Consider the following 13,770-nt stretch of genomic DNA (forward strand, 5'->3'; position numbering starts at 1 on the left):
GGTCAACGGCGCCCGGATTCAGCGCAGTTCATGAACTGCGGCGAGTGATTGAGGGGCGGACGTGTCTCATTCTGCATGCCTGAGGAAGGAGCGCGGCTCGCGTATGGTGAGGGAAGTGGTACCGGCCGTGCCGGTGTGTCCAGTGAGCCCGGCGAGTACGGCACAGGACGCCGCACCCGCGGGCATATTCCCCCATCCCCTGCCCCGGTCATGTCACAACGGCCGTTCCCGGCCAGCCGACCGGCACGACGCACGTTCCGATCACGGACCACGGTGAGCATCAGGCATCAGAGCTGGAGGCAATGTCCGTGCCACCCTCTCCCCGCGCCCTCGTCATCGGAATCGACGGGGGCAGTTTCGAGATCATCGACCCGCTCGTGCGCCGCGGGCTGCTGCCCCACATCGGGCGGCTGCTGAACGACAGCGCCAGCGCGGTCACCGAGTGCACCTGGCCCGCGCACACCGCGCCCGGCTGGAGCACGTTCGTCAGCGCCAGCAGGCCCGGCGGACACGGCATCTACCAGTTCTACGACACCCAGGACCGCTCCTACGGGGCACGGGTGACCCGCTCCGGCGACCTGGGCCGCTCCTGCGCCTGGGACTGGCTCGCGGCCCAGGGCCACTCGCTCGGGCTCGTCAACATCCCCATGTCGCACCCGCCCGCCGACCTGCCCGGCTACCAGATCACCTGGCCCCTGGAGAACACCCTGCGGCACTGCCGGCCGCCCACCCTGCTGCGCGAACTGACCGCCGCGAAAGCCCACTTCCAGTCCGACCTCGCCACCATGTTCCGCGGCGACATGCGGTACCTGGAGGAGGCCGAGCGCAACGTCGCCGCCCGGGTCCGCTCCGTACGGCACCTGATGGCCACCCGGCCCACCGACGTCGTCATGGTCGTGCTGACCGAGGCCGACCGGGTCGGCCACCACTACTGGCACTACACCGACCCCGGCCACCCCGGGCACACCCCCGCTCCCCCCGGCACCGGCTGGGAGCTCGCCATGACCCGCATCCACCAGGCCATCGACGCGGCCGTGGGCGAACTGCTCACCCTCGTCGACGAGGAGACCACCGTCGTCCTCGTCTCCGACCACGGCCTGGGCCCCGGCCGCCACGCCCTCGCGCTGCACACCCTCCTCCAGGAGGCCGGCCTGCTCGCCACCGAGACCGCCGAGGGCCCCCAGGACGGCGCCGCCAGCTGGTTCGCCGGCCACGGACGGCGCGTGGACTTCCGGCGCACCCGCGTCTACATGCCCGTTCCCGGCAGCTACGGACTCAACATCAACACCCGGGGCCGGCACGACCACGGCACGGTCGCCCCCCGCGACCACGCCCGGATCACCGACGAGGTCGCCGCCCTGCTCGGCACCCTGACCACACCCGAGGGCGAACCGGTGCTGCGCGCCGTCCTCCCCCGGCAGGAGGCCTGCCCCGGACCCTGGTCCAGGCGCGCGCCGGACCTCATGCTGATCCCGCAGGACGAGTCCGTGCTGCCCGTCCCCGACCTCGTGCCGCAGCTGTGGCGGCCCAGCACCCAGACCGGACTGCACCGCCACGCGGGCCTGTGGGCCCACCGCTCCCCGCGCGTACGCCCCGGCCGGCTCCCGGGCACCGTCCCCCTCGTCGACGCCATGCCCACCCTGCTCACCGACCTCGGTGCCGCATGGCCCGACGACGTGCACGGCCGCCCCCGCACCGAGGTCTTCACGGGCGACGTCCGCGTGCCGCCCCCGCTCGACGCGAGCACGCCCGGAACGCTCCCGGCCCCGCCGCCCGGCAGCCGGGAGGCCGCCGCCGAGGACGCCTACACCAGCGACCGGCTGCGCGAGATGGGCTACCTGTGACCCCACGCCCCGCCGGACCCCCTGCCCCTGTCGCTGCTTCCGCCCCTGTCCCCACGCAAGCCCCCGCCGCTCCCCGGCGCGCGAAGAAAGGCTGACCGCCATGCAGGAGACCACCCCGCAGGAGACCACCCCCCGGCAGACCGCCCCACAGGAGATCAAGGACAGGCTCCGCAAGGTGCTCGTCGACTCCCTGGAACTGGAGCTGGAACCGGCCGACATACCCGAGACCGGACTGGTCAACGCCCTGGGACTGGACTCGATCAACACCATCGAGTTCCTGATCTGGGTGGAGAGCGAGTTCGACATCGAGATCGCCGACGAGGACCTGTCCATCAAGCTCATCGACGACCTCGGCCGGCTCGCCGCCTACGTCGCCGGACGGACCACCGGCGCCGGGGCCCGGGCCGAATGACCGGCCCGCACGCCGCCGGGCACGCCCTGGTGATCGGGCTCGACGGCATGCCGCGCGACCTGCTGGCCGCCCTCGCGGCCGAGGGCACCATGCCGTACGTCGCCGGACTGCTCACCGAAGGGCACTGCGCCGAACTCCTCGCGCCCGTACCCGAGATCAGCTCCACCTCCTGGGCCTGCTTCCTCACCGGCACCAACCCCGGCCGGCACGGCGTCTACGGCTTCGTCGACCTCGTCCCCGGCGGCGGCTACCGCACCCGCTTCCCCGGCGTCGAGCAACTGGCCGAGCCCGCGCTGTGGGAGCCGGCCGCCGCCGCCGGACTGCGCACCCTGTGCCTCAACGTCCCCGGCACCTACCCGGCCCCCGCCCTGCACGGCGCCCTGGTCTCCGGCTTCGTCGCCCCGAGCCTGGAGCGGGCCGTCAGCCCGCCCCGGCTCGCCCCGCTGCTGCGCGGCTTCGGCTACGAACTCGACGTCGAGGTCGGTGACGTCGCCGCCGACCCGGGCGGCTTCCTCGGCCGCGCCCGGCGCGCCCTCGCCGCCCGCACCGACGCCCTGGAACACCTGCTCACCCACGAACCCTGGCAGCTGGCCGTCGCCGTCCTCACCGAGACCGACCGCGTCCACCACTTCCTGTGGCGGGCCGTCACCGACCCCGCGCACCCCCTGCACACGGACGTCCGCGCCTTCTACCGCGCGGTCGACGCCGCCACGGCCCGGCTCGCCGCCACCGCCCCCGCCGGCGCGGAACTCTTCCTCGTCAGCGACCACGGCTTCGGCCCCGCCGACCACCAGATCTACCTCAACTCCTGGCTCAGGGAAGAGGGCCGGCTCGCCTCCCTCGACGACACACCCGCCCTGGCGGACCTCGACAGCCGCAGCACCGCCTTCGCCCTCGACCCCGCCCGCATCCACCTCAACCGCAAGAGCCGCTTCCCCGGCGGCGGACTGACCGACACCGAGGCGGACGCCCTCGCCGAGGAGATCGCCCACGAACTGTCCGCGCTGCGCCGCGACGGCACCCACCTCGGCCCCGACGCCGACGGCCCGCTGGTCGTACGGCACGTCCACCGTGCCGCCGACGTCTACCACGGCCCCCAACTCGGCCGCGCCCCCGACCTCGTGGCCGTCCCCGCACCCGGGATCCAGCTGCGCGGCGGATGGGGCGGCGGCCCCGCCGTACGCACCGACGTCCTCACCGGCACCCACACCCGCGACAACGCCCTCTTCTACCGCAGAGGCGCCCCCGCCCCCGCCGGCGCGGACCGCTGCGACATGACGGACGTGGCCCCCACGGTCCTCGCCGCGCTCGGGGCCCTCCCCGACGGGCTCGACGGCAGCCCCGTACTGACCGGGGCCGCGCCGCCCGACCACCCCGAGGAGCGCCGATGACCCAAGAACTCGAACTCCTGCCGGCCGAACCCCGCCGCAAACCCGGCACCCTGGACCTCACCCTGGACCCGCGCATCACCGACCCCGCGGCCTTCCGGGTCAGCTTCCTGATCCTCCTCGACGGCGACCTCGTGATGTCGCCCGAGCACCTCGGGGTCGCCTACATGACCTCCGTGCTGCGCACGGTCGGCTTCACCGCCGAGATCCGCGAGGTCGAGCACGGCGACGAGCACGCCGAGGCGGCGGTCGAGGCCCTCAAGGAGTACCGGCCCGACCTCGTGTGCTTCACCCTCATGAGCCTGAACCTCGGCAGCTGTCTGCGGCTGTGCCGGATGCTGCGCGAGGCCCTGCCCGGCACCACCATCGCCTGCGGGGGACCGGCCGGCACCTTCGCCGGACTCGACGTCCTGCGCAACAACCCCTGGACCGACGTCGTCGCCGTGGGGGAGGGCGAACCCACGATCCTGGACCTCGTCCAACGGCTCTGCGTCGGCGAGCCGTTGGCCTCCTGTCCCGGCATCTGCTACCGCGACGCGGACGGCGAAGCGCGCCAGAACCCCGCCCGGCCGCTCATCCACAACCTGGAGGACCTGCCCTTCCCCGCCCGCGACCAACTCAGCCTGCACGGCGACAAGCTGGAGTACGTGCGCGTCAGCACCAGCCGCGGCTGCGTGGCCAACTGCGCCTTCTGCTCCGCCCCGCACCTGAAGAACCGGGTCCAGGCCGGAAAGGCGTGGCGCGGCCGCGGCCCCGGGCAGATCGTCGACGAGGTCGCCGAGATCGTACGCCGCCACCAGTTCCGCACCTTCGACTTCGTCGACTCCACCTTCGAGGACCCCGACGGCGGACGCGTGGGCAAAAAACGCGTCGCCGCCATCGCCCAGGGCATCCTCGACCGCGGCCTGGAGATCTACTACAACGTCTGCATGCGCGCCGAGAACTGGCGCGACACCCCCGAGGACCACGCGCTCCTCGACCTGCTCGTCGCCTCCGGCCTGGAGAAGGTCAACGTGGGCATCGAGTCGGGCACCCCCGAGGAACTGCTGCTGTGGGAGAAACGGGCCACCGTCGAGGACAACGTCACCATCATCCGCATGCTCCGCGAGCACGGCGTCTACCTCGCGATGGGCTTCATCCCCTTCCACCCCTACGCCACCGTCGAGACCCTCCTGGCCAACGCCGCCTTCCTGCGCGACAACGCGGGCCACAACCTGCGGCGGATGACCGAACGGCTGGAGATCTACCCCGGCACCGCCATCGCCCGCCGCATGGAGGACGACGGCCTGCTCGCCGCCGACTACCACGAGACCCTCGACCCCTACGGCTACACCTTCCGCGACCCCCGAGTGGGCCTGCTCGCCCGCCACTTCGCCCAGCTCTACAACAACGACGACTACCACCGGCACGGAGTGATCACCGAGCAGTCCGCCGTCTTCGCCTTCGAGACCTACAACGTCGTCCTGCAGACCTTCATCTCCCGGCTGCACCGCAGGTTCGGCGCGCTGCCCGGCGTCGACGAGGTGATGGAGGGCTTCAAGACGTGGGTCCACGAGACCCGGCAGGAGATGGGCCGCTACAACCACGCGTTCTTCGTCAGCAACCTCGAAGCCGTCATGAACGACACCCTCGACCCCGAGGAGCGCCGCCGCCAGGTCGTCGACGTCGAACGCTTCTTCCGCGACCGCATGGACCGGATGCGCGGTGAGCAACTGCGCGTCGGCAAGGCCCTCACCCGGCTCGGCGCCCGCGTCGGCGAGGTGAGCTCCACCCTGCCCAAGGAGCGCCCCGGCGGCGCCGTACGCCAGTACACGGGAGAGGGCAGCGGTGCCACGTGGTGAACTCCCGCCCGCACCGGCCCCGGTGGCCGTGTGCTGCCTGAGCAGCCGGGAGCTCGTCGCCCCGCTCGCGGACCTTCCGGGCGTCGCCCTCGCCGGCACCCTGATGACCGCGAACCTCGGCATCGAGGAGATCCTCGGCACCCTCTGCCGCTACCCGGCCGTCCGTGCCCTGCTGGTGTGTGGCCGGGACTCGCCCCGCTTCCGGGCCGGCCAGAGCCTCATCGCGCTCTTCGAGCAGGGGCTCGCGGACGAACGCGGCCGGATCCGCGGCGCCACCGGATACCTGCCCGTCCTGCGCTCCCTCCCGCCGGAGCGGATCGAGGAGATCCGCGCCCGTGTCGAGGTCGTCGACGCGCGCGGCGTACGGGACATCGGTGTGCTGCGGGCCGCCGTCGACTCCCTGGTCGCCCGGCTGCGCACCGCGCCCGGGGCGCCCACGGCCCCCGGGCCGGACCCGGCGGCACGGGAACGGGCGGGCGCCTTCCGGGCGGTGCGGCCCGTGGGACGGCGCAGCCCGCTGCAGGACAGTATCGAGGGCTTCGTCGTGATCACCGTGGACGCGGCCCGGCGCCGCATCCGGCTGCGCCACTACGACCGCGACCTGACCCCACGTCACCAGATGTGGGGAACCCGCGCCGAATCCATGCTGCTGGGCCTGCTGGGCGCCGGGATCGTCGGCGAACCCAGCCACGCCGGATACCTCGGCGGCGAACTGACCAAGGCCGAGACCGCGTTGCGCCTCGGCCTGCCCTACGAACAGGACCTGCCGCTGCGCGCGCCGGCGAGCCGCGCGCGCCGACGGCCGAAGACCGCGAAGGAGCGCCCCGGCATGGACGACGGAACGCACCGCGAGAACCCCGACGGCTTCGGGGAGTTGCTGCGCCGCGTGGCGCGGACCCTGGACATCGAGGCCGCGACACTGGACCCGCACCTGCCCGTCGGGGAACAGGTGGCGGTGGACTCCGCCCGGATCATCGAACTCACCGTCGTCCTGGAGGAGGAACTGGGCCTCTGTCTGCCGGACGACATCGATCTGCGGCAGGTGTCCCTCGCCGAACTCCACAAGGCGCTGGTGTCATGACGGCCGCAGGCGACCCGCGCAGCGTGCTGCTGCTCAACGGCCCGAACCTGGGCACCCTCGGCAGCCGGCAGCCCGAGATCTACGGCACGGACACGCTGGCCGACATCGAGGCGGCCGTCGCACGGGAAGTGGCCGGCCGGGGCTGGCGGGTGATCTGCGCGCAGCACAACGGCGAGGGCGAGCTCATCGACGTCCTGCAGCGGCACCGCCGGGTGGCCGGGGCCGTCGTCAACCCGGGCGCCTTCATGATCGCGGGCTGGGCGCTGCGGGACGCCCTCGCGGACTTCCCGCCGCCCTGGGTGGAGGTGCACCTGTCCAACGTGTGGGGACGCGAGGCCTTCCGGCACCAGTCGGTCACCGCGCCGCTCGCCTCCGGCGTGGTGATGGGCCTGGGCTCACTGGGCTACCGGCTCGCCGCCCGAGCGCTGCTGGAGCTGGTGCCGGGGGACCGGCCGTGACGGCAGGCCCCCCGACCGCCCGCGCGGAGCCCGCACGTTCAGGCCGGCCACAGCCGCAGCTCCTCCTTGACCACCCGGGCCGCCTCCGCGTCGCAGGCGCCGGGCAGCGGCGAGGAGGCCGTAAGCAGCCGCACCGTGAACTCCGCCGCCGCGAGCGCACGCCAGGAGCCCGCCTCGGCCAGACACCGGTCCCGGGCGGACGCGGCCACCAGCACGGTCACCGGACAGCCGAACCCGCCCGGCAGCCGGGGGAGATGCGCGTCCGGACCCGCGTACAGCAGGACGTGCGCGGCGGGCCGCCCCGCGTCGCCGGCCCGCCCGAGGGCCGCCCCCGCCTCGGCGAGACGCGCGTCGACGGGGGCGAACAGGGCCCACGGCAGGCTGTCCGCTCCGGGCACGGGCACCGCGCCCAGGCCCTCGTGCACCGCCACCTCGGGAGCCAGGTGCCGCCGCCAGCTGCCCGTACGGTCCGGGCCGGGACACACCCGCACCAGACGCGCCGCCGGCACCGGGCCAACAGGCCCCTCAGCCCGGCCGGTTGCTGTGTCCATCGCTTCTTCCTCCGATCCCCGGACCGCCACCGTCCGCCCCTGCCGCCCGCCCGCGCCGCCGTGGCACACGGCTCACGGCAGACCGTCCGTCATCCCCAGCGAGAAGTAGTTCTCCAGGCCCAGCAGCCTGCGCAGGACCGGTGTCGCCCGCTCGGTGACCTCCGGGCGCAGCCCGGAGGAGAAGTTCTGCTGCTGGCGGACCCAGCCGCGGCAGTAGTAGTTGAGGATGCCGTGCCGGGGACGGTCGGAGGTGTTGGCGCCGGTCTGGTGCCAGAGCCTGCCGTCGAAGACCATGACGCTGCCCGCCGGCGCGCACACCGGCACCGACTCCGCGTTGCCCTCGCCCCGGTCGTAGTCGGGCTGCCGGCCGAGCAGATGACTGCCCGGCACCAGGCGCGTCGCCCCGTTCCCGGCGGTGAAGTCGTCGAGCATCCACATGCTGTTGGCCACCAGCGGATACGGCGGCCACGGCGGCCTGGCGAAGGTCTGGTCGGCGTGCAGATGCATCGGACTGCCGCCCGGACCCGCGATATTGGCATGGGTGCTGGAGAGCAGGAAATTGAAACCCAGAAGCTCCTCCATCACGGCCAGTACGGTCGGCTCCTGCACATTCCGCTCGAATTCCTCACCCTTGTTCAGCAGACTGAACACCCGCTGGTTCCCGCCGTCGTAGACAAAGGCGCTGCCGTCCGCGCGCTCCCGCTCGGCGACTTCGCACAGCCGCGCTCGCAGAGCCGTGAACCCGGCCTCGGGAAGGGGACATTCGAGAAGACAGTAACCCGACTCGCGCAGATCCAGAGCAGCTTTCTCCACGTCACTCGTCAGAGTCACACGCATAGCACGAGGCTAGCAGCGCGGATATCCGGCGAACAACAGGGAGGACAGACCATGGACAAGGAATGCCGAACCCCCGGTCCGCTGCCGGACGTTCCGGTACCGCCGAAAACCCGGCCCCGGACGGCGCGTATCGGCGTCTGGTTCGCCCCCCAGCACACCACGGTACGCGAACTGCGCGCCGCCTGGCGGGAAGCCGATTCCCTCGGCGTCGACTCGCTGTGGCTGTGGGACCACTTCTTCCCGCTCACCGGCGACCCCGACGGCACCCATTTCGAGTGCTGGACGCTGCTGGCCGCGATGGCGGCCGAGACCACCACGGCCCGCGTGGGCACCCTGGTGTCCAACTACGCCTACCGCAACCCCGACCTGCTGGCCGACATGGCCCGAACCGTCGACCACATCGCCGGGGGCCGTATGGTCCTCGGCCTGGGCGCCGGCTGGTTCGAACGCGACCTGAAGGACTACGGATACCCCGTGCCGGGGCCGGGCGAGCGCGTCCGGGGGCTTATCGACACCGTGGCGCGCATCGACCACCGCCTCGGCCTGCTGCGCCCCGGCCCCCTCGGCGAACTGCCGCTGCTCATCGGCGGGGACGGCCGGCAGCGGCTGCTGCGCCTCGCCGCCGAACGGGCCGTGATGTGGAACACGATGGCCTGGCGCTTCGCCGAGGGCAACCGCGTCCTCGACGACTGGTGCGCGCGCATCGGCCGCGACCCCGCGCAGATCGAGCGCAGCGCCTTCGTCACCCGCGACCAGAGCGAGGACGAGCTGCGCCGGTTGGTGGACGCGGGAGTGCAGCACCTGATCTTCCAGGTGCGGCACCCCTTCCGCCTCGACGGGGTCCGCCTGGCGCTGCGGGTGCTGCGCGACCGGCAGGACGGGCGGCCCTAGAGGACGATGTCCGCGAGCCGGTCCACCTGGGAGAGCGGCGCGGCCGTGGGGTGGAGGACCGCCTCGTCCACCCCGCCGTCGGACAGCACCCCGAGCGCCCGGCGGATCTGCGCCTCCGTCCGCGGCGTCCTGGCCACGAACTCCTCGGCCTCGTCGCCCAGTACGGAGAAGTAGTTCCGCACGAACCGGGCCGACTCGTCCGCGACGTCCTCCCCCAGGGCGAACCGCACCAGCGCCACGATCCGCGGCGCTCCCGAACGCCCCGCCCGCGCCCACGCCTCGCGCACCCGGCGGGCGACCGGGACCACCTGCTCCGGATCCAGGCCCGGTGCCGTCCAGCCGTCCGCCCAGCGCACCGTGCGGCGCACCGCCGCCGCGCTGAGGCCGGCCACCAGCAGTGGGACCCGGCCGGGCGCCCGCTCCGTGCGGGCGAACCGCGCGAGCTGCTGCTCGAACACCTCGCGGCGCGCGGCGAATTCACGCCCGGCCGCGACGAAGTCGTCCTCGCGCACCCCCGGCGCGAGTCCCAGGGAGAATCTGCCGCCCGAGAGCGAATCCAGGGTGGCGACCTGCTTCTCCAGCACCGCCGTACTGCGCAACGGACCTATCAGGACATTCGTCAACAGCCCTATGCGGGATGTCGCCTCGGCCGCTCCCGCGAGCACGAGCAGTGGGTCGTGCCCGGAGAAAAGGAGCCGCTCGGTCACGGCCACCGAGGCGAATCCCCGCTCCTCGGCCCGGACCGCCCAGCGCACACACAGCGCCGCCTCGGCACGCGGCAGTGTATTGGGCAGAGCAATGCTGATTCTCACGCCTACTCCTGGGAAAAGGACGGAAGTTGGGTCAGAATGCTGCCCAGGAATTCTCGCACGGTGCCGCGGCCCCGTACAGCGGACCGCGGCCGTTTCCCGCCCTTGCCCGCCCTTTCCCGGCCTCCGGCCCCCGAGAGGAAACCCGATGCCCCGTCGCCGCAAAGTGGCCGTGATCGGCCTGGATTCCGCGACCCCGCAGTTCATGTTCGACCGGTTCGCCGCCGACATGCCCGTGTTCACCCGGCTGCGGGAGAAGTCGCTGTGGGGGCCCATGCGCAGCGTCGACCCGCCGATCACGATGCCGGCCTGGTCGTGCATGATGTCCGGCCGGACCCCGGGCGAACTGGGCGTCTACGGCTTCCGCGACCGCGCCGCCCACGACTACGGCCCGCTGGCCTTCGCCACCTCGCACAGCATCGAAGTCCCCCGGATCTGGGACGAGATGACGGCCGCGGGACGCCCCAGCGTCGTCCTCGGTGTCCCCGGCACCTATCCGCCGAGCCCGATCAACGGGGCCATGGTCTCCTGCTTCCTGGCCCCCTCCACCCGGGCCGGCTACACCTCGCCGCCCGGACTGCGCGACGAACTGGAGAAGATCACCGGCGGCTACGCGCTCGACGTGGAGAACTTCCGCTCGCCCGAACTCCCGCGCGTCGCCCAGCAGGTCTTCGACATGAGCGAGCAGCGCTTCGACGTCGCCCGCCACCTCGCGACCACCCAGGACTGGGACTTCCTCTCCTTCGTCGACATGGGGCCCGACCGCCTGCACCACGGCTTCTGGAAGTACTGCGACCCCGCCCACCCCAGGCACGAGCCGGGCAACCCCTACCAGGACCTCTTCCGCGACTACTACCGCGCCCTCGACCGCCATCTCGGCGCGTTCCTGGAGTGCCTCCCGGAGCAGACAGCCGTCCTGGTCGTCTCCGACCACGGCGCGCAGCCCATGACCGGCGGCTTCTGCATCAACGAATGGCTGCGCCGCGAGGGCCTGCTGACGCTGGCCCAGGAGGTGGCAGGGCCCACCCCGATGAGCAAGGCGAAGGTCGACTGGAGGCGCACCGTCGCCTGGGCGGAGGGCGGCTACTACGGGCGGGTCTTCCTCAACGTCGAGGGCCGCGAGCCGCAGGGCATCGTGCCGGCCGCAGAGTACGAGGACACCCGCGCGCGGATCGCCGCGGCCCTGGAGGCACTGCCCGACCCCGAGGGCCGCCCCATGGGCACCCGCGCCCTGCGGCCCGGCGAGCTCTACCCCGAGGTACGGGGCATCGCCCCCGACCTCCTCGTCTACGTGGGCGACCTGAGGTGGCGGGCCCTGGCCACCCTGGGACTGGGCCAGGGCCTGTACACCACCGAGAACGACACCGGCCCGGACCACGCCAACCACGGGGACACCGGCATCCTCGCCCTGAGCGGACCGGGCATCGGGCCCGGCCGGGCCGAGGGCCTCTCGCTCTACGACGTGGCCCCGACCCTGCGGGAACTCCTCGGCCTGCCCCGGGACCCGGCGGGACGCGCCCCCGTGTGCTGACGGCCGCCGCCGGGTCAACTCCCCAGCAGCGCGTACGGGGTGGGCGGCAGCAGCCGGCTCCCGCCCGCCCCGGCCGCCCCGTCCGTGTGCTCCGTCACGATCACCGCGTGCCGGCGGCGGTAGGCGTCCAGCTCGTTGGTCAGCCGCGTCCACACCGCGTCCTGCGGGCGGCGCGGATCGGGCCGCTCCAGGTCCACGATCCGGTAGTCGTTGATCCACACCCGGTCCGCGCGCAACTCTTCGGCGACCGCGCGGGCGTGGCCGGGATCGGCGGACCACACTCCGGCGCTCAGCCCGTAGCGGGTGCCGTTGGCGATCCGGACCGCGTCCTCGTCGGAGTCCGCCCGGATCACCGACAGGACGGGGCCGAAGATCTCCTCCTGCGCCACGGCGTCGTCCGGGCGCACCGAGGCCAGCACGGTGGGCAGGTGGTACGCGGCCGGATCGAGCCCGTCCGGCAGTTCGCCGCCCCCGGGCGCCCGCCCCCCGCACACCAGGCGCGCGCCCTGCGAGAGGCCGAGTGCCGTGAAGCGCCGGGCCGTACGGGCCTGGCTGCGCGAGACCAGCGGGCCCAGGTCGGTGGCGGGATCGAGCGGGTCGCCGACGCGCAGCCGCCCCACCCGCTCGGCCAGCAGCCCCAGGAACTCCTCGTGCACGTCCCGGTGCACCACCGCCCGCGAACCCGCCATGCACACCTGCCCGTTGTGCAGGAACGCCCCCCAGGCGACGCCGGTGACGGCCCGCTGGACATCGGCGTCGGCGAGCACGAGCTGGGGGGACTTCCCGCCCAGGTCCAGCCGGGCCGGGGTGCCCGCCGCGTCCGCGCCCTGCCGCACCGCGGCCCCCGTACCGTCGGAGCCGGTGAAGGAGACCAGGTCCACGCCGGGGGAGCGCACCAGGGCCTCCCCGGTGCCCGCGCCCGGCCCGGTGACGACGTTGACCACCCCCGGCGGCAGCCCGCACTCGTGCAGCAGCCGCACCAGCTCCAGCACGGACAGCGAAGCGAACGAAGCCGGCTTGACCACACAGGTGTTGCCCGCGGCGATCGCGGGCGCGATGCGCCACGCGGCCAGCAGCAGCGGCAGGTTCCAGGGCACGATCGCGGCGACGACCCCCACCGGCCGCCACACCGCGTACGGCCCCGGGGCGCCGTCGCCCGCCGCCGGCTGCCGCTCGGGCAACTGCTCCGCCCACCACGCGCTCCACTCGAACGCGGCGGCGGCGCCGGGCACATCGGCGCCGAGCGCCTTGCGGAGCGTGGCACCGTTGTCCCGCGCCTCCCAGCGCGCGAGCGACTCCGACGCCGCGTCCACACGCCGGGCGACGGCCCGCAGCAGCGCGGCCCGTTCGGCGGCCGGCATCCGCGGCCACGGTCCTTCGTCGAAGGCGTGCCGGGCGGCCGCGACCGCCCGGCGCACGTCCTCGGGCCCGCCGCTGGGCAGTTCGGCCAGCCGGCGCCGGGTGGCCGGCTCGAAGGAGTGCAGGACGGCGCCGTCGTGAGCGGGCACCGCCCGCCCTCCGATGCGCATCAGGAAGCGTTCGTCCACCGTGTCCTCCCGCTGGTGAGTGCTGTCGGTGACACGCCCCGCCCCGGGCCGCGGGCCAGCAGCATGGCGCCGTACAGTGATGCCTCGGGGCCGTGCACCGCGCGCGAGACGGCCGGCGGTTCGCGGCCCGGCCGCGCGTACCGGGCGGCCCGCCGGGCCACGGCCGCCACCAGGCCCGGCACCCCGCTGCCGAAGCCGCCGCCGATCACCACCCGGGCGCACTCCAGGAGTTCGCCGAGGTTCACCACGGCCGGGGCCAGCGCCGCCACGGCCTCCTCGAACGCCGCGCGCGCCCACGGCTCCCCGGCGGCCAGGCCCGCGCGGAACGCCCCGGGCCCGACCGGGCGGCCGCGGGCCCGCCCGGCACGCGCCAGGACCGCGCTGCCCGACGCCACGGACTGCAGACAGCCCGTACGCCCGCAGGAGCAGCGCGGCCCGTCCGGCACCCCGGTCAGCAGGTGGCCGATCTCGCCCGCGCCGCCGGACGGGCCGCGGTGCAGGCGGCCGCCGAGCACGAGCCCGGCGCCGAGGCCGGTCCCCAGCCCCAGGAACACCAGGTCCGGGCAGTTGGCGGCGGCGG

Annotated in this window: 13 protein-coding genes; 8 read left to right on the top strand and 5 right to left on the bottom strand. The window is 73.7% G+C overall.

Annotated elements, in window-relative coordinates; translation table 11 throughout:
• Window positions 1-308 precede the first annotated feature (308 nt).
• From ACFP1Z_RS04820 to ACFP1Z_RS04845, 6 genes are all read left to right on the top strand, one after another.
• Window positions 309-1,844 carry an alkaline phosphatase family protein gene (locus ACFP1Z_RS04820; RefSeq protein ID WP_390314598.1) on the top strand — a complete coding sequence of 512 codons (1,536 nt, stop codon included), beginning with the start codon at window positions 309-311 and terminating at the stop codon, window positions 1,842-1,844.
• A 100-nt stretch (window positions 1,845-1,944) separates the two neighbouring features.
• Window positions 1,945-2,256 (top strand): phosphopantetheine-binding protein, encoded by a 312-nt coding sequence (locus tag ACFP1Z_RS04825; RefSeq protein WP_390314599.1) that lies wholly within the window; start codon window positions 1,945-1,947, stop codon window positions 2,254-2,256.
• Window positions 2,253-3,647, top strand: coding sequence for an alkaline phosphatase family protein (locus ACFP1Z_RS04830; protein ID WP_390314600.1), 1,395 nt, complete (start codon window positions 2,253-2,255; stop codon window positions 3,645-3,647). The genes ACFP1Z_RS04825 and ACFP1Z_RS04830 overlap by 4 nt, the downstream gene beginning before the upstream one ends.
• Window positions 3,644-5,485 carry a B12-binding domain-containing radical SAM protein gene (locus ACFP1Z_RS04835; protein ID WP_390314601.1) on the top strand — a complete coding sequence of 614 codons (1,842 nt, stop codon included), beginning with the start codon at window positions 3,644-3,646 and terminating at the stop codon, window positions 5,483-5,485. The genes ACFP1Z_RS04830 and ACFP1Z_RS04835 overlap by 4 nt, the downstream gene beginning before the upstream one ends.
• A complete protein-coding gene (locus ACFP1Z_RS04840; protein WP_390314602.1) occupies window positions 5,472-6,566 on the top strand; it encodes a DUF4346 domain-containing protein in 1,095 nt (364 codons plus the stop codon). Before ACFP1Z_RS04835 ends, ACFP1Z_RS04840 begins: the two co-directional genes overlap by 14 nt.
• A complete protein-coding gene (locus ACFP1Z_RS04845) occupies window positions 6,563-7,024 on the top strand; it encodes a type II 3-dehydroquinate dehydratase (protein ID WP_390314603.1) in 462 nt (153 codons plus the stop codon). The genes ACFP1Z_RS04840 and ACFP1Z_RS04845 overlap by 4 nt, the downstream gene beginning before the upstream one ends.
• Window positions 7,025-7,062: 38 nt before the next feature.
• On the opposite strand, the gene ACFP1Z_RS04850 is transcribed toward ACFP1Z_RS04845, so the two are convergent.
• Complete coding sequence (locus tag ACFP1Z_RS04850) at window positions 7,063-7,575, bottom strand: hypothetical protein (protein WP_390314604.1); 513 nt, start codon at window positions 7,573-7,575, stop codon at window positions 7,063-7,065.
• Between the two features lie 72 nt (window positions 7,576-7,647).
• On the bottom strand, window positions 7,648-8,412 hold the full coding sequence (locus tag ACFP1Z_RS04855; RefSeq protein ID WP_390314605.1) for a phytanoyl-CoA dioxygenase family protein: 765 nt from the start codon (window positions 8,410-8,412) through the stop codon (window positions 7,648-7,650).
• Window positions 8,413-8,463: 51 nt separating this feature from the next.
• On the opposite strand from ACFP1Z_RS04855, the gene ACFP1Z_RS04860 reads away from it, so the two are divergent.
• Entirely contained in the window at window positions 8,464-9,303 is an 840-nt protein-coding gene (locus tag ACFP1Z_RS04860) for an LLM class F420-dependent oxidoreductase (RefSeq protein WP_390314606.1), read from the top strand.
• On the opposite strand, the gene ACFP1Z_RS04865 is transcribed toward ACFP1Z_RS04860, so the two are convergent.
• A complete protein-coding gene (locus ACFP1Z_RS04865) occupies window positions 9,300-10,115 on the bottom strand; it encodes an LLM class flavin-dependent oxidoreductase (protein ID WP_390314607.1) in 816 nt (271 codons plus the stop codon). The genes ACFP1Z_RS04860 and ACFP1Z_RS04865 overlap by 4 nt on opposite strands.
• Window positions 10,116-10,260: 145 nt before the next feature.
• Between ACFP1Z_RS04865 and ACFP1Z_RS04870 the strand changes: the two genes are divergently transcribed.
• On the top strand, window positions 10,261-11,643 hold the full coding sequence (locus ACFP1Z_RS04870; RefSeq protein ID WP_390314608.1) for an alkaline phosphatase family protein: 1,383 nt from the start codon (window positions 10,261-10,263) through the stop codon (window positions 11,641-11,643).
• A 14-nt stretch (window positions 11,644-11,657) separates the two neighbouring features.
• Here ACFP1Z_RS04870 and ACFP1Z_RS04875 read toward each other — a convergent pair whose 3' ends face one another.
• Complete coding sequence (locus ACFP1Z_RS04875; RefSeq protein ID WP_390314609.1) at window positions 11,658-13,190, bottom strand: aldehyde dehydrogenase family protein; 1,533 nt, start codon at window positions 13,188-13,190, stop codon at window positions 11,658-11,660.
• Window positions 13,172-13,770 (bottom strand): ROK family protein (locus tag ACFP1Z_RS04880; RefSeq protein WP_390314610.1); only part of this gene is annotated, 599 nt, incomplete at its 5' end. The genes ACFP1Z_RS04880 and ACFP1Z_RS04875, both read right to left, overlap by 19 nt.

The sequence above is a fragment of the Streptomyces gamaensis genome (genome assembly GCF_042656465.1).
GTDB lineage: Bacteria > Actinomycetota > Actinomycetes > Streptomycetales > Streptomycetaceae > Streptomyces > Streptomyces gamaensis.